The organism is Wolbachia endosymbiont of Tuta absoluta (assembly GCF_059414725.1).
Window position 1 is genome coordinate 1 of record NZ_JBNRJY010000531.1, and the last position, 16,417, is coordinate 16,417.

Consider the following 16,417-nt stretch of genomic DNA (forward strand, 5'->3'; position numbering starts at 1 on the left):
GATCCGGTAAGTCTTGAAGCTCCAACAGGAAAGGATGATAGTAGTACCTTCGGTGATTGTATAGAAGATAAGCGAGTTTCTAAACCAGAGGATGCTGCAATACTTGCCGACTTGCGTGGTATTACGACCAATGTTCTTGCAACTTTAACACCAAAAGAAGAAAGAATTCTAAGGATGCGCTTTGGCCTTGGTAAAGATGGAAAGGAGCATACCTTAGAAGAAGTAGGAAAAATTTTTAATGTTACACGTGAAAGAATTAGGCAAATAGAGGCAAAAGCACTACGTAAGTTGAAACATCCAAGCCGTGCTAAAAAACTTAGAGGTTTCTTTTAAGGCAGAAGGGCTGCTCAAAAAATAGGTAAAATTCAGCCAAAGTTCTATAATTTCACCCTATTTTTCTTTTTTTATAGGCTTTATAGAGCAGTATGATTAGATATTGAATGTTATGGCAAATAAAAATAATAACTCTAATTCAAAGTGTAAAAATTTTTGTGTTCTGGGTGATAGTTTATCTGATAATGGTGTAATTATTGAAATTTTAATAACTTATCCTTTGTAAGAAACGTGAAACTTAATGCCCCTTTTTATTAAGGAGGATTTTTAGCAATGGCCTTACTGTTGTTGAATATGTATCAAAGTATTTAGGTTTAGAAGAATTTAAGTCATCATGGAGATGCTCATTTTTTGATCGATACTATGAACAGCAAGGTCATAACTATGCGATTTTATATGCAACAGCATCTGAAATTCTTAACCCTATTTTTTCTTATTTCCTCAATAAATTTCGTTTAGCTGATTAACTAAACGCAGTAATTAAACATCATCCAGACGTAGGTAAAGGAGATTTTATTTTTCATTATAATCGAGGAAATAATATTATGGGTGCCACTGCTTATAACAATGTTAAAGCAGAAAAAGTATTGAAATAAAGCGGTTAGTGAAATATGTAATGCATTTGGTTCTAAATGAATATGGTGTAAAGCATGTGATTGTTGCAAATGTGACTGAGGTTGGTTTGATACTAGCTTTAATAAAGACGAAAAGCAAGAGAGCTGGCTGCAACAGCTTACACAGAGTTTTAATACAAAATTAGCTAATAATTTAGATTATATGAAGAAAGGTGCAGATCTTGAAATAAAAGCATTCGATCTTAACTCTAAAATGAAAAGTATGCTTGGTAAATATAAGAGCAAAGGGTTAAATGATCGAGATGCATACCTATCAAACATCGTAGACCAGTTTAGGGTAGGGTGATTTGGAAAAAGTATAAAGATACTCTTGTTGATATTTAAAGGAAGGCTTGATACTTACTATAATTCTGGATGCAGCACAGAAATACTAAAGGATTATTTCTTTTTTGATTATTTTTATCCAACTGCAGAACCTTGTTGTGAAGTTGGTAATGAAATGTATGAGTTGATAAAAAATTAGATTTCTTTTAAACATCTTTACGGTTTGTAGTAACTATCTGCGTAGCTGAATGGTAAAGGGAGGGGGGTAAACAAAATAATCTAAAATATAGAGAAAATACAACGGTGCTTGATACATACTATTGCGATTTTATCCTCTTTTTGTCATTTTAGTGCTAGAATGACATTCTGCTAGTGAAGTTTATTCTTTGATATATTAACTATAAATATAGAGAAGTCTTACTAAATAAAAAGGTAAAAGGAATCTCTGAGTAGTGAAATTTTGACTCTATATTGCTGTAAGTGGTGCTGTAATAATGTTCTAACAAGCGCGACTTGGCTGAATATAGAAAAAATTTAAAAAACCGCTATAATTTTATGTAATCTACCAATAAACACCTAAGTTTTTACTGGATTTTGTGATTGATCCTACAGTCAAAAACAAATTTTGAGTCATAAATACTTTTAGTGCCATAATAAAATAGGGAGGTTTGTCAAGTAAAGTTCTTTATTTCATTAGATGCGCTGCCAAATTGTTATGCAAGCAAGTTTTTTAGTTTTCGTATATCCGAAGTAATTCTTGTGCATTGGCCTTGATTAGAGTCGGACATTCTCTATCATTTAATAATGAATGCAATATTTCAATTGCACCTTTAATGTCGTTACTGTGTATCTTTACTATAGCGATAGCTTCTTGGCTTGAATAAGGGTACACTGCATTTGATTCTAAATTACTAATTTTATCTCTATTTGTTTTTTCACCGCTGGAGTGAAGTAAGCTCATTACTTCTAAGTATTGTGCTAACTCACGCAAAACATCAGGAGCATCTTTATCGTCTGCCAAATCATTATAAATAATAGATGCTGTGTCTGTTGGCATTGAATCTGAGATATGATTGAATGCGCGTTCAAAATTTGCTAAATACTCCCAATTTGAATCTATTTCTTCTAGCAGTGACTTATTATCTTTTTTTAAGAATAATACTTCGTAAAACTTGTCACCTGCAGTTATAGATTGTTTTGTGTTATCAATGTTGCGCAATAAGTATAATGTGATGCCAACTAACATTGGCGCGAGTGCAAGCAGAAAGATGTATTTTTTCATGGTAATATTCCAAATAGTTATATATTTATACATTAATGCTTTTGATTTGCAAAAACATATTGACATAGTGATTATATCACATAATAATATTCTTAGAGTTGTTTGAATAGTTGGAGATTAAAATATTTCTAAAGTAGAAATAAAGGCAGCAGTATTAAGCTAAATTATTTTTTGTCGGATTTATCCGATGTACCCTCAACCTTTTATAGGTTGAAGTCTAAATTTGAGAGTTTGATCCTGGCTCAGAATGAACGCTGGCGGCAGGCCTAACACATGCAAGTCGAACGGAGTTATATTGTAGCTTGCTATGGTATAACTTAGTGGCAGACGGGTGAGTAATGTATAGGAATCTACCTAGTAGTATGGAATAATTGTTGGAAACGGCAACTAATACCGTATACGCCCTACGGGGGAAAAATTTATTGCTATTGGATGAGCCTATATTAGATTAGCTAGTTGGTGGAGTAATAGCCTACCAAGGCAATGATCTATAGCTGATCTGAGAGGATGATCAGCCACACTGGAACTGAGATACGGTCCAGACTCCTACGGGAGGCAGCAGTGGGGAATATTGGACAATGGGCGAAAGCCTGATCCAGCCATGCCGCATGAGTGAAGAAGGCCTTTGGGTTGTAAAGCTCTTTTAGTGAGGAAGATAATGACGGTACTCACAGAAGAAGTCCTGGCTAACTCCGTGCCAGCAGCCGCGGTAATACGGAGAGGGCTAGCGTTATTCGGAATTATTGGGCGTAAAGGGCGCGTAGGCTGGTTAATAAGTTAAAAGTGAAATCCCGAGGCTTAACCTTGGAATTGCTTTTAAAACTATTAATCTAGAGATTGAAAGAGGATAGAGGAATTCCTGATGTAGAGGTAAAATTCGTAAATATTAGGAGGAACACCAGTGGCGAAGGCGTCTATCTGGTTCAAATCTGACGCTGAAGCGCGAAGGCGTGGGGAGCAAACAGGATTAGATACCCTGGTAGTCCACGCTGTAAACGATGAATGTTAAATATGGGAAGTTTACTTTCTGTATTACAGCTAACGCGTTAAACATTCCGCCTGGGGACTACGGTCGCAAGATTAAAACTCAAAGGAATTGACGGGGACCCGCACAAGCGGTGGAGCATGTGGTTTAATTCGATGCAACGCGAAAAACCTTACCACTTCTTGACATGGAAATCATACCTATTCGAAGGGATAGGGTCGGTTCGGCCGGATTTTACACAAGTGTTGCATGGCTGTCGTCAGCTCGTGTCGTGAGATGTTGGGTTAAGTCCCGCAACGAGCGCAACCCTCATCCTTAGTTGCTATCAGGTAATGCTGAGTACTTTAAGGAAACTGCCAGTGATAAGCTGGAGGAAGGTGGGGATGATGTCAAGTCATCATGGCCTTTATGGAGTGGGCTACACACGTGCTACAATGGTGTCTACAATGGGCTGCAAGGTGCGCAAGCCTAAGCTAATCCCTAAAAGACATCTCAGTTCGGATTGTACTCTGCAACTCGAGTACATGAAGTTGGAATCGCTAGTAATCGTGGATCAGCATGCCACGGTGAATACGTTCTCGGGTCTTGTACACACTGCCCGTCACGCCATGGGAATTGGTTTCACTCGAAGCTAATGGCCTAACCGCAAGGAAGGAGTTATTTAAAGTGGGATCAGTGACTGGGGTGAAGTCGTAACAAGGTAGCAGTAGGGGAATCTGCAGCTGGATTACCTCCTTAGGCTTTGTACGTAATTCACCATTTCAAATAATAGTGTCATTATGTACTATACTGCTGTCTTTACTTCTACTTTATTTTTTAATTTCTCGATAACGAAATTTTATGAGTAACAGGCCTCTTTCCCCACATTTACAAATATATCAAGTTACTAGTTTTTTTTCTATTATGCATAGATTGACTGGTATCTTGCTGTTTCTTTTATTAATCATACTTTCTTGGTATTTTATATTATATGTTTACTCCCCTAAGTTAATTATAGTAAGGTGCTTAAATGCATTATTGTTCACTCCTGTTGCTAAATTAGCTTATATCTTATGCTTTGTAAGCTTTATGTATCATTTTCTCAATGGTATTCGTCATTTATTGTGGGATGCTGGGCTTAATTTAGAAATTGCTAGTGTTTTAAAAAGTGCTATATTACTAACAATAATGCTATTTCTTTCTACTATGGCTTTTTTATTTATATTTATATGAGTCAATCTGTAAATTCAGTACATCATTGGTGGATCCAGCGTGTTTCTGCGGTGATTTTGTTATTTTTATTTCCTTGGTTTATTTACTCATTTTCTTGCACATTTTATGTTGATAGCCCTTTATCTTTTAATGAAAAATTATTTCAGGCTATTAATCATCCACTAGAGCTTTTGTTTTTTGTTATACTGGTGTTTTGCATTTTTTGGCATGCAGTTCTTGGAATGCAGGTAGTGTGTGAAGATTATATAGACAGCGTACCTCTAAGGATTTTTACAATTACATGCATAAAATACTTATCAAGCATTACTTATATAGTCCTTGCTTTTACGACTTTTTTCTTTTATAGGCATATTTTCTTGTAAAGTTGCCAGTTCTATGTTAATATATTATTAGTGTACTAGTTTTATTATTGAACTATAGCGATTTTGGTTTAGCAATATGTTAGAGACATTGAAAAAGTGGGGAATAGACCTTACGCTGAAGGTGAAGGATCTATTTAGTTCATCTGAATCTCAAGTTTATGTCAAAGACCTTAGAAAGGTAATGATATATGAGGATGGACGAAAGTGTCAATATCTAAAAGATTATGATCAGATTGTAGATTCTGGAAGAGTTGTAAAAAAAAATGACAAGCTTGTAAAAGATAAAGACGGAAATCCAGAGTACCAGCTTATATATAATGAATACAAATTTGATCTAGCCTTGGTTAAGGAAATTGATAAAAAATCTTACTTTACTATTGACTTTTTAGTTAGTAAAGGTAGGCGTGAGGTTAATGATTATAGTAAATTTTATAAGCCATTTAAGTTTTCAAAAATAGATCTTGAAAAACACTTGCCGGTCTTTGAGGTTGATACTAAGTTACTTAGATTAACTAATTCTTCTTTTCTTGCTAAAAAAGGTTGCTTCATCAATGATGACACGGGAGAAGTTGATGAGAAAGATAGAGATGAAAAAGGAAGAAATGGAAAATTACTATACGCTAGTGATTACAAGAAGCTAAGCACCCATTTTTCAGAAATTAGAGATCAGGATGGTAATCTAGAGCTAGATAAAAGTCTTATATCTGTTTCTATCGTTTTTGCTACAAGCTTGGCTAAAGTTTGTACTAAATTGTTGACCTCTCTTCCTATAAAGTTAGGGGAGTATTTAATAAGCGAACAAAACCCAATTGCAAAGTCTTTTGGCTATCTTTTGTTCACCCCTGCAATGGCAGTAAAAAATTTAGTGAATATGGGAGCTACCATACTTAAGGCTCCAATTTTATTGTTTGTAGCAAATGAGAAAAAGTATGGTGATGCTTATCTTACTATGTGGAAACACCAATTTAAAGAATGTTGGAAAGAAGTAAAACGCGACTTTAATGTTGTTACAAATGGGGAAAGGCCAAAGCCGAAGCAGAAGGATCATAAGCCACTTAGCATAGCGGGTACATGGAAAGAGCTTAACGCTAGAAAATCAGATATTGAAAAAAACTTAGAGAAGGGGTTGAGCAAAAATAGTGAAAGTATAGATAAATCTAGAGAACTAGGTGTTGGAGAAAGCTTAAAGGAAAAGTTGCAAAACAAAACTGATGAAAAAGTAGCTGCAGCCGTTAATCAAAAAAGCAACACTCCTCATATTGATAGAGAGATAGAAAGAAGACAAGACTCATCACGAAATGTAGGGACTCCATCACGCTCGTAGTCAACCATCACTTTAAATTACTTTTTACTTTAATCATCTCACAATAAAAACTTGCATGCATTTTGCCGTTAGTATAAGATATTAATCAAATAATTAATATCTTAATTAAATGCGCCCTGTAATACTGTGTGGTGGTAGTGGCAGCAGACTTTGGCCTCTATCTAAGCCAAAGCAATTTCAGAAAATATTTAGTCAGAATACTATGTTTCACAACACTTTGTTGAGGCTAAAAGGCGATTATATGCCACCCATCATTACCACAAATATACAATATGAGTCATTATTGATGCAGGAATTACATGCATTACAGGAATGTAAAGTAGTTTTTGAACCAGTTAAAATTGGGACAGCGGCAGCAATACTAATTGCTGTGCTTCTCTGCGATAGGAACGAGACAATCTTAGTTCTGCCTTCAGACCATTTTATAGGTGATTTGAATAGTTTTTATGTTTCTATTGAGAAAGCGTCTAAGCTAGCCTCTGAAACTGACTCTATAGTCACTTTTGGGATAAAGCCTCATGAATTCAATTCGGAATACGGCTATATAAATGCAGTATATGGTCAGAAAGAAAAATGTCATATAGTAAAAGATTTTACAGAAAAACCCGAGCGTAAGGTAAGTAACGATCATTATTGGAACTCTGGAATATTTGTGTTTAGAGCAAAACGCTATATAGATGAGATAAAAAAAATTGCTCCGACTCTCTATAATTTATGTTGTGAAAGTATGAAGCATTTTGTATCACGAGAGAGATTTCTGTATTTAGAACAGCAAAATTGTGCAGGAATGGGTGATACATCTATTGATCACCTAGTGATAGAAAAAGCAGAAAATATTGTAATGATAGAAGCCAATTTCGATTGGATGGATGTTGGCACTTGGGGTTCAGTTTTAGAGTTAAGTAAGAGATTTAATAAGAATTTTGAGTCGTTTCAAGCTGTAATCAAAGGAAGAGAGCCAGTTTTGATGACAGAAAATGATGCAAAAAATTTACTAGGTAGAGTTTATAAACGGCCAAGTAAGAGCCTAATGTTGTTCATTAATAAAGTTAAGGAAGTAAAGCCAATAAGGAAAGAGGTTAAGCCATGGGGATTTTATAGTGTAGTTTTAATGGGCAAGGATTTTCTTATAAAATACCTTTTTATAAATCCACTGAGCTGCACTTCTAAGCAATTTCACCACTATAGAGATGAGTACCATATAATACTATCAGGGGTTGGATGCGTGAGTTTAGATGACAAAACATATGCTATAACAAAAAATCATGTAGTAGAGATTCCAAGGAAGGTGTTTCATAAAATTGAGAATAAAAGTACAAGATTTCCTCTTGAGATAGTTGAGTTTCAGGTAGGAAAGTTTTTATCTGATAATGATATAGTAAGATTGGACGATATATATGGAAGGTCTTAATATAGAACATTGAATATATTCTATAAGCTTGCTAAATTTAGACAACCTCATTTGAGGTAAAGGAAAAATTACAGTTATATGAAGCATAAAAAGTATGATATTTAAATCTTAGTATAATGTCTATTGCCTTTGAATTTACTATGGCTATTCGCTATTTGCGAGCAAAGAATTCTAGATTTTGCTCTATAATGGCCTTGTTTTCTATTATTGGTATTGCTCTTGGAGTTGCAACGCTAATAGTAGTAATGTCTGTAATGAATGGGTTCAGAGCAAAGCTGCTCGACTCTGTACTTGGCATTAATGGTCATATTAATGTTTACTTTGATAGAAGCATAAATTCAGATTACCACGCAGTGTTAAAATCTATTGAGAAAATCCCAGGTGTATTAAAAGCTACTTCTATGACCAATGATCAAGTGATCGTTGCAGCAAATAGTGGAATTGTGGGTAGCGTAGTCCGTGGTGTGTCAACTAAAGACTTACTTAATAATACTATCGTTAAGAATAATGTAATTATGGGTAACGTGGAAAAATTCGATGAAGGTATCATAATAGGGGCAAGATTAGCAGAAGCTTTGAATATTGATTATGGTGATAACATTATGCTTATATCACCTGAAGGATTTGATGCACTGTCTGGTGAAATACCAAAAATGAAAGAATATAAAGTTGTAGCAATATTTGATATGGGTATGTTTGAGTACGACAATACCTTAATGTATATGCCCATAAAGTCAGCTAAAGCTTTTTTTAATTATAAAGATAATGTGAGAAATATAGAAGTGTTTGTAGATGATATTGCTATGGCTAATAAGCTAGCAAACGCTATAGCAAAAGAAACAGGAATGAGAGCTGAAAGTTGGCAGTCTCAGCAAAGCCATTATGTTAATGCTTTAAAGACTGAAAGAAATGTGATGTTTTTAATTCTCACTTTAATTATAGTTGTAGCAGCATTTAATATTGTTTCAAATTTGATGATGATAGTGCAAGAAAAGAAATCTGCAATTGCAATTATGCGTACGTTTGGTGCAACAAGCGGAAGCATTATGCGCATATTTTGTGCTTGTGGATTGCTGATTGGTTTTACAGGAACTTGTCTTGGCTCTATTATAGGGGTTGTTTTTTCTCTCAATATTGAAAGTATTAGAGTGTTTTTAGAAAACATTACCAACATCAAACTGTTTGATCCTATGATATACTTTTTTTCAAGTTTGCCAGTGATATTAGTCTCTCAAGATGTGATTAACATTTCTGCACTTGCATTGTTCTTATCATTTTTAGCGACAATTCCTCCTGCATTACAAGCAGCTGCTCAAGATCCTGTGGAGATATTACGTTATGAATGATACTTGGAGAAAATGCATAGGTTGGTTCTTAATTATATTGTTGTTTGTTAGCTATATTACAATAAATAACATAATATTTTTTAAAATAAATCAGCAAGAGAGTGAAAATAGTATAAGTATTGTAACGGAAAAGATAGATGAACTTAAAATGTTGCTTGAAGTTAATCAAATTAAGGTAGAGAAAAAGATATTTGATTTAAAGAGAAATCTGCACACTCAATGTGAGCAAGGTGACGGTAGTTCAAGACATAAGAACCTCGCAAAGTTGCTGCTACTTGTGATTAAGATGAAGAATTCGTTATTGCAAGAAGCCAAGTTTGATAATCATATAAATTCAATAAAGCCTTTGATATCAGAGCTTGACGATCCAGAAATAGAAAATGCAGTCAATGAATTGGAAAATTTGAAAGAGGTAGATACTTTATGCGGGTTGAAATTGTCTTTTGAGAAGAACATGACTGTTATTAACTACAATAAAAGTAACTTGTTTAAAAAAATCATTTCAAATTGGATCAAGATAGATGATCGTAGTGATCCACTCAGGTTAAAGCTTGCGGAAATTGAAGAATTAATAAGCGATAATGATTGGCAGAGCATAGCCACCGCAATAAGTGACTTAACATACCCAGAATTCAAACCATGGCTTAATAAATTGAATGATTTTATTGTAGCTTTCAAGAATACTTCAATAATATATCGTCACTTATTACAATACATCTCATGATTTATTTTATAATTTTTGCTTTTTCGTTTTTATTTGGCATATGGATCAAGGTAAGTGGTGAAGTAATAAAATTGGAATTAGGCAATTACACTATAAGTATTGATCTATATTTCGTTATTCTTGCTTGCGTAGTCTTATTATTTTTATTGATTGCAGTTGCACGTTTTTGTTCTTCTATTTCATCAACATTTGCTAACATAAAAAATAGAAGAAGAAGTAGGGAAGAATTGCTTCTCTTTGAAGCTTTCTTTAGCTTAGATTTAGGTAATATAGAGAACACCAATAAGCTAATTAAAAATCTAAATGAAGAAAGTGATAAATTATCTTTAGTAAAGCTCTTTAATTCAGGTAAAACGGGAAATTACAGCTTTTTCAGCCATAATTTAACGAGTATTGCAAGTAAAAATCGCAACTTAGCTCTACTTCTGATCAATAAACTGATTATTCACCTAAAGCAAGAAAGGTTAGTCTTTCAAAAATTTATAGAATATTGCTCTAGTTCAATTAATGATAAAATTTTGTCTATTCCCTTTCAAATAGAGCATTGTATATTGCAAGAAGATTGGATAAATGCAATTTCAAAGTTAAAGGAAGCTATCAAATTCAATATTTTTCTTCCCTTTGATCGTAAAAAGATGTTAGCGGTTTTTTATTGCGCTTTAGCAAAGCAATACGAAAGTAAAGGAAGTTTTTGCAAAGCTATAGATTATTTAGCTAAAGCACAAAGTTATTATGCAACTTTTCAGCCCATCAATTATTTAAAGGCAGAATTATATATCAAGCTTGAAAAAATCAGAAAAGCTTCCACAGTATTAGAGGAAGAGTATAGAGTAAATCCTACTCCTCAATCAGCTAGAATGTATATCAAGTTAAATAATAAAGGCGCTGAAAGACTATATAACTTACGCCCTGATTATTATTTTAGTTATTGCTTGCTTGCTTTGTCTTCAATTAGCTTAGGGAAATATGATCTTGCAAGTCAGCATTTAGATATTGCTATGAAAAAAGCTAATTACATATCAATCTACCTTGTTATGGTACAGCTCAAGATTATGCTACAAGAGTATGATCAAGCAATTTACTGGCTAAATAAGATGAACTCAGAAGCTGTGCCTGATCCAGGTTGGAAATGTGTTGATTGTAATAAAGAGCTAAAGCAATGGGATTATAAGTGCTCAAGTTGCAATAGTCTTAATTGTATTTACCTTATATTATAAGACTCCATAAGGTGTGATACTTTTACATCGAGATTGCTTTAATATAATCTTTATCTCAAAACAGTAAATCTGTGAGTTTCTTAGTTAGGTTTGATTCCAATGTCAAAAAAACTTGTTTTTAGACATTACCAGTTATATATTTTAATAAATTAGAATTATATATAAAATGAAGAGCTTAAAGGAATTATCCTTAAGAATTAAAAATATTAAGTCTGTGCAGAAAATCACGAAAATAATGCAAATGGTTTCTGCAGCAAAATTATTACAAAGCCAAAAGAAATTATCAAATTCAAAATTGCATATATCTAAGCTGCATAGCATTATTTCTTCACTAGCGCTATCAGCGGATCAAGAGTTACTAGCAAGAATTCTAAATATCAATAATGAAGATTCTTTCCTAGTATTTATTATTGCATCTGATCGTGGTTTATGTGGCAGCTTCAACTCCTCTGTTGTTAAATTTAGTCAGGAGCATATAAACAAATTAATTGCAAATGATAAGAAAGTAGACATTGTTTTTTTTGGTAAGAAAGCTTTTGAGACAGGCAAAAATAGATTTAATTCTAAAAATATCTTGAAGGTTGAAAATAGTAAGGAAATCACACTAAAGCGTGTGGAAGCCTTGGTTAGTGATATAGATCTAAGTAAATACAATAAAGTTAAGGTTTTTTACAGTAAATTCTATAATACCTTCATGCAAAAGCCAATATTAGAAACAATAAAACCATGGAGTAAAGACTCATTATTAATTGATAATTCTGTAGTTAGTCCTCTAACAGATTACAGCTATGAGTATGAACCACAAAATATTGAGTTTATTTTAAAATCTTTGACTCAAGATTATGTTACAGCTTCTCTTTATTCTGCTTTACTTGAAAGTGCAGCAAGTGAAAATAGTGCTAGGATGGTTGCTATGGAATCAGCAAACAGAAATACAAAAGAAATGCTAAATAAACTAGCATTACTTTATAATCGTTCTCGTCAAGCAGCAATTACAACTGATTTGATTGAAGTTATAGGTGGTGCAGAATCTTTATAGAAACTCAAGGAATGAAAAATGAATATATTAAATATTGCAGCAGATATCACTAAACTAATAAAAAAGCAGAATCAAGACGCAGAAGTTACAATATATGAAACTAATAAGACCTCGGTTTCTCAGCGTCTATCAAAAATTGAACAAATATCACAATCTAAAAACTGTACTGTCGGAATTAGAGCTATAGCAGGTAAGAACAAAGCTGCGTATATTTCCACAAACGATTTGAATAATCTTAGTAGTGCAGTGAGCCAAGTGGTGGAAATGGCAAAGAATGCCCAGGAAGATCCTTATATTAGTTTTGCTGTAGATGGCAGTAATTATATCTCTTCTGCAGATTTAAATATCTCAGATAATAATGTTGTAACAATTGATAACTTAAAAGAAATTACTGAAGCTACAGAAAATTCATCTCTTGCACATAAAAATATTATTAATTCCGAAGGAGCTTCATCTTCACATACTTCAGTAAATACAGTATTATCAACCGTTTCTGGTTTTGTTGGTTCATTTAGTAAGTCAACTTTTGTTAATCAGGTTTCTGTTGTTGCTGGAGAAAAGAATGAAATGAAAATAGGCTACGATTACGATGTAGCATGCAACTTCAGTGATTTAAAAACACCGGAGTCAATAGGGAAAGAAGCAGCAAAAAGAGCAATAGATCAATTGGGTTCATGTACAATCAGGACAGGCAAATTTCCGGTTGTTTTTGAAAAAAGAGCAGCAAAAGAGCTAGTAAAGAGCTTTGCTTCTGCCATAAATGGTAGCAATATTGTAAATAATAGCTCTTTTTTGAGAAATAGTTTAAATAATCAAATTTTTAATACTGAGATTAGCATTATTGATGACCCATTGTTACCAAGGGGTATAACATCAAGACCGTTTGACGGGGAAGGAATAATGAGCAGAAGAAATGAATTTGTAAAAAATGGAGTACTGCAAAACTGGATTTTAGATCTATATTCGGCTAGGAAATTAAACTTGGAAACGACCGCAAATGCAACTCGTGCAAGTAATGCTGCAATTATTCCTTCAGCTAGTAATTTCTATTTCAAAAATGGTAATAGATCGTTTAAGGAATTAATTGAGGAAGTAAAAGAAGGAATATATGTAACTGATTTATTTGGTTTTGGTGTTAATTTAATCAATGGCGATTATAGTCAAGGTGCATGCGGATTTTTTATAGAAAATGGTAAAATAACGTATCCAATACACGAGATTACTGTTGCCGACAATTTGAAAAATATGTTTAGCAATTTAGTTGTTGCAAATGACCTAACTTTCTGTGGGCAGTTTAATTCACCAACGATTAAAGTTAGCGAAATGACAGTAGCAGGTTCACTTAGTGATTAAAAATTTTAGTTGCATTAAGTACAATAATTGTGTACTATTACTATGTAATGTTAAGAATAGACTATGGAGTATAGAAGTTTAGTTGCAGTAACTAAGCTTAAAGCATTCTAAATCGTAATTTCAAAGTTTTTCATCACATTAATAATGTTAGTTAGTAGTTTAGGAGTTATCCATATGGAATTTGGTAATATAAAATGGTTTAATGTTGAAAAAGGCTATGGTTTCATCAAGCCAGAAGGTAAAGGTGAGGACGTTTTTGTACATGTTAGTACATTAGAACGTTCAGGAATAAGACCTGATGAACTTCGAGGAGAGGATAAAAAGAGAGGAATGAAAGGGGAAAGAGTAAGTTATGAGCTTAAAGAAGAGCGTGGTAGGAACGGAGAAGATAAAAAGTCTGCAATAAATTTAAGATTGGAAGATTAGTCTATCGTGAAGCTTTTTAATAGGGTAATGTATTGTGAGTAATTTTCATGAAATGGGGCTTCCAACTTTGCTTAGGCAAGCTCTAAGTAAAAATAATCTTTGTGTTCCAACCCCGATTCAGGTGCAAGCGATTCCTCTAGCTCTTCAGGGCAAAGATATTCTTGGGTCTGCTCAAACGGGAACTGGAAAAACCTTAGCGTTTGCTATTCCACTGGTTGCTAAATTGATGAATGAGCCAAGCATTGGTTCAGCTTTAGTCATCGTGCCAACCAGAGAGCTTGCTCATCAGGTAACAAGTGAGATAAGAAAACTCTTATCTCAAAGTTCTTTACTAAGAGTTGCTTTGTTGATCGGAGGCGAGCCTATTTTTAGGCAGCTAAATCAGCTTCAGAAAAAACCACAAATTATAATAGGTACTCCTGGTCGTATTATAGACCATATTGAGCGTAAAACTTTAGTTACTCGGAATGTTGGTATTCTTGTGCTTGATGAGACGGATCGTATGTTTGATATGGGCTTTGGAATTCAGATTGAAGAAATTATGAAGCATTTGCCTAAAATAAGGCAAACTCTTATGTTTTCTGCAACTCTTCCTGGAGAAATAGTAAAACTTACTGAAAAATATCTTAATCAACCAGAGCGTGTTTCTGTCGATTGCCAGGCTACAACTTCTGTAAAAATTAAACAAGAAGTTGTTTATGCATCAGAATCAGAAAAATATGGCAAGCTTGTTACACAATTATGTCAGCGCAAAGGATCAATCATTATTTTTGTCAAAACAAAGCGAGGAGCGGATCAGCTAGCTGACAAATTGCACAAAGATGACTATAGCGCTTTGGCAATTCATGGTGATTTAAGGCAGCACAAGCGTGAAAGAGTCATTGATTCTTTTCGTCGTGGCCGCAATCAAATCATGGTTGCAACAGATGTTGCTTCTCGCGGTCTTGATATTCCGCACATTCAACATGTTATCAATTATGATGTACCACAATCGCAAGCTGATTATGTTCATCGTATAGGTAGAACTGCACGTGCGGGAGCTGAAGGATTTGCATTATCTTTTGTTACACCTCAAGATAAGAGAAGACTGCCTGCACTAGCAGATAAAGAAGGAGAGCCAAATTTTGATTGTAGTATGCAATCTCAAAAACGTAACAGCAAAAAGATCTTTAAAAGGCCAAGTACGTTAAAGGCTAAATACGGTAGAAAAAAGATCAATGTATTTAAGAAGAAAAGCAGAGTACTAGAAAAAGCGTATTAATGTACTTAACTATTCTTCTATTCTTTAAAAGCTCCAGTAAACTTGCTGCAAAGTGAAGTGATTGGAGGATGGTAGAAAGAATATATAGCTAGCCCAAATTAGATTTACCTACAATTTGATAATCTTAATTCTGCTGCTTATAACGTTTTGAGATTATCACAACGGTATAATGTTAGGCTGTGTGGACTATAATCTGTAGCTTAATTCAATTTGGCTACAACGAGCTGCTAGATTTCAGTTTTTTTAATAATTGTGTGCTACTAATTATATATAAATTTACACTTTTAAAGAGAATAGATGATTTCTAAAAATTTAGAGGCAAGTTTAAATAGAGCGTTACAGATTGCTTCTGATTGTAAGCTTAAATATGCAAAAGTGGAACATTTGTTGCTAGCATTAACCAAAGATGTGGATGTAAATTATGTTTTATCAAGATGTAACATCAGAGCTGGTGAAATCATAAATATAGATAATATTATATTAAGGAATGATCGTGGTAATAATGCAAAAGGTTTTTTACAAGACAACTCCGAATTAACTGTCAATAAAGTTGAGCCTGATGTGCTATTTCAACGCATAATACATAAAGCCATGATACGAGCTCATCGTCTGGGAAGAAAAGAAATAAATGGAGCAAGTATTCTATTAGAGATTCTGTCTGAGCAAGATTTATACATTGAAGAGCTATTATGCAAACAGAATGCAAAGGATTCTAATTTGATTTATAACATATCCAATATAAAATATTCAGGTGATATAGAAGAATATGTAACTAATCGCAAGATAAAACTTGATAAGAATAACGATATCTCTACTGTAGCAAATAAAGGTGAATTATTAAAAGATGAAGAAGTTCTACAAAATTATTGTAGAAATTTAAATGATTATGCAAGAAGCAAAAAAATAGATTATGTCATTGGTCGTGATTATGAATTAAATCGCACTATAGAAATCTTGCTAAGACGCAGAAAAAATAACCCTTTATATGTCGGAGAACCAGGTGTTGGTAAAACAACAATAGTTGAAGGCTTGGTATTGAAAATTATTGAAGGTAGTGTTCCGAGTGCACTGAGATCCAGCATAATTTATGCTTTGGATTTAGGATCACTTCTTGCAGGAACACGCTATAGAGGTGACTTCGAAGAGAGAATAAAATCTATAATAAAAGTAATTGAGGCAAAACCTGGCGCTATTCTTTTCATTGATGAAATACACACTATTATTGGAGCAGGTTCAACAAGTG

General features: G+C 33.6%; 17 protein-coding genes and 1 rRNA gene. 17 read left to right on the plus strand and 1 reads right to left on the minus strand.

Annotated elements, in window-relative coordinates:
- From ACJ5GX_RS05810 to ACJ5GX_RS05825, 4 genes are all read left to right on the plus strand, one after another.
- On the plus strand, positions 1 to 333 hold a 333-nt coding region (locus ACJ5GX_RS05810), incomplete at its 5' end, for a sigma-70 family RNA polymerase sigma factor (RefSeq protein ID WP_495292798.1).
- 616 nt (positions 334 to 949) lie between these two features.
- Positions 950 to 1,093: a hypothetical protein gene (locus ACJ5GX_RS05815; protein WP_007302442.1), complete on the plus strand. Its 144-nt coding sequence runs from the start codon at positions 950 to 952 to the stop codon at positions 1,091 to 1,093.
- Positions 1,094 to 1,110: 17 nt separating this feature from the next.
- The gene (locus ACJ5GX_RS05820; RefSeq protein ID WP_007302443.1) at positions 1,111 to 1,254 is read left to right on the plus strand and encodes a hypothetical protein; all 144 of its coding nucleotides are present in this window, start codon (positions 1,111 to 1,113) and stop codon (positions 1,252 to 1,254) included.
- 24 nt (positions 1,255 to 1,278) lie between these two features.
- The gene (locus ACJ5GX_RS05825; RefSeq protein ID WP_007302444.1) at positions 1,279 to 1,431 is read left to right on the plus strand and encodes a hypothetical protein; all 153 of its coding nucleotides are present in this window, start codon (positions 1,279 to 1,281) and stop codon (positions 1,429 to 1,431) included.
- A 531-nt stretch (positions 1,432 to 1,962) separates the two neighbouring features.
- Here the strand turns inward: ACJ5GX_RS05825 and ACJ5GX_RS05830 are convergent.
- A complete protein-coding gene (locus ACJ5GX_RS05830) occupies positions 1,963 to 2,580 on the minus strand; it encodes a hypothetical protein (protein WP_029237695.1) in 618 nt (205 codons plus the stop codon).
- Between the two features lie 153 nt (positions 2,581 to 2,733).
- Here ACJ5GX_RS05830 and ACJ5GX_RS05835 point away from each other — a divergent pair.
- The 13 genes from ACJ5GX_RS05835 to ACJ5GX_RS05895 all read left to right on the plus strand — a co-directional run.
- Positions 2,734 to 4,237 (plus strand): 16S ribosomal RNA (locus ACJ5GX_RS05835).
- Between the two features lie 102 nt (positions 4,238 to 4,339).
- Positions 4,340 to 4,711 (plus strand): succinate dehydrogenase, cytochrome b556 subunit, encoded by a 372-nt coding sequence (sdhC, locus tag ACJ5GX_RS05840; RefSeq protein WP_495292799.1) that lies wholly within the window; start codon positions 4,340 to 4,342, stop codon positions 4,709 to 4,711.
- A complete protein-coding gene (gene sdhD / locus ACJ5GX_RS05845) occupies positions 4,708 to 5,073 on the plus strand; it encodes a succinate dehydrogenase, hydrophobic membrane anchor protein (RefSeq protein WP_052264670.1) in 366 nt (121 codons plus the stop codon). Before sdhC ends, sdhD begins: the two co-directional genes overlap by 4 nt.
- A 76-nt stretch (positions 5,074 to 5,149) precedes the next feature.
- The gene (locus ACJ5GX_RS05850; protein WP_495292800.1) at positions 5,150 to 6,397 is read left to right on the plus strand and encodes a hypothetical protein; all 1,248 of its coding nucleotides are present in this window, start codon (positions 5,150 to 5,152) and stop codon (positions 6,395 to 6,397) included.
- Between the two features lie 109 nt (positions 6,398 to 6,506).
- Positions 6,507 to 7,808: a sugar phosphate nucleotidyltransferase gene (locus ACJ5GX_RS05855; protein ID WP_052264745.1), complete on the plus strand. Its 1,302-nt coding sequence runs from the start codon at positions 6,507 to 6,509 to the stop codon at positions 7,806 to 7,808.
- Between the two features lie 116 nt (positions 7,809 to 7,924).
- Positions 7,925 to 9,154: a lipoprotein-releasing ABC transporter permease subunit gene (locus ACJ5GX_RS05860; protein WP_007302450.1), complete on the plus strand. Its 1,230-nt coding sequence runs from the start codon at positions 7,925 to 7,927 to the stop codon at positions 9,152 to 9,154.
- Entirely contained in the window at positions 9,147 to 9,878 is a 732-nt protein-coding gene (locus tag ACJ5GX_RS05865; protein WP_007302451.1) for a hypothetical protein, read from the plus strand. The genes ACJ5GX_RS05860 and ACJ5GX_RS05865 overlap by 8 nt, the downstream gene beginning before the upstream one ends.
- Positions 9,875 to 11,095, plus strand: a complete 1,221-nt coding sequence (locus ACJ5GX_RS05870) for a tetratricopeptide repeat protein (protein ID WP_019236883.1) — start codon at positions 9,875 to 9,877, stop codon at positions 11,093 to 11,095. Before ACJ5GX_RS05865 ends, ACJ5GX_RS05870 begins: the two co-directional genes overlap by 4 nt.
- Positions 11,096 to 11,261: 166 nt before the next feature.
- Positions 11,262 to 12,134 (plus strand): ATP synthase F1 subunit gamma, encoded by an 873-nt coding sequence (atpG, locus tag ACJ5GX_RS05875; protein WP_495292801.1) that lies wholly within the window; start codon positions 11,262 to 11,264, stop codon positions 12,132 to 12,134.
- Positions 12,135 to 12,152: 18 nt separating this feature from the next.
- Positions 12,153 to 13,487 carry a TldD/PmbA family protein gene (locus ACJ5GX_RS05880; protein WP_052264746.1) on the plus strand — a complete coding sequence of 445 codons (1,335 nt, stop codon included), beginning with the start codon at positions 12,153 to 12,155 and terminating at the stop codon, positions 13,485 to 13,487.
- A gap of 174 nt (positions 13,488 to 13,661) precedes the next feature.
- Positions 13,662 to 13,913, plus strand: a complete 252-nt coding sequence (locus ACJ5GX_RS05885) for a cold-shock protein (RefSeq protein WP_007302456.1) — start codon at positions 13,662 to 13,664, stop codon at positions 13,911 to 13,913.
- Between the two features lie 34 nt (positions 13,914 to 13,947).
- The gene (locus tag ACJ5GX_RS05890) at positions 13,948 to 15,174 is read left to right on the plus strand and encodes a DEAD/DEAH box helicase (RefSeq protein ID WP_012481988.1); all 1,227 of its coding nucleotides are present in this window, start codon (positions 13,948 to 13,950) and stop codon (positions 15,172 to 15,174) included.
- A gap of 297 nt (positions 15,175 to 15,471) precedes the next feature.
- On the plus strand, positions 15,472 to 16,417 hold a 946-nt coding region (locus ACJ5GX_RS05895), incomplete at its 3' end, for a Clp protease N-terminal domain-containing protein (protein WP_495292802.1).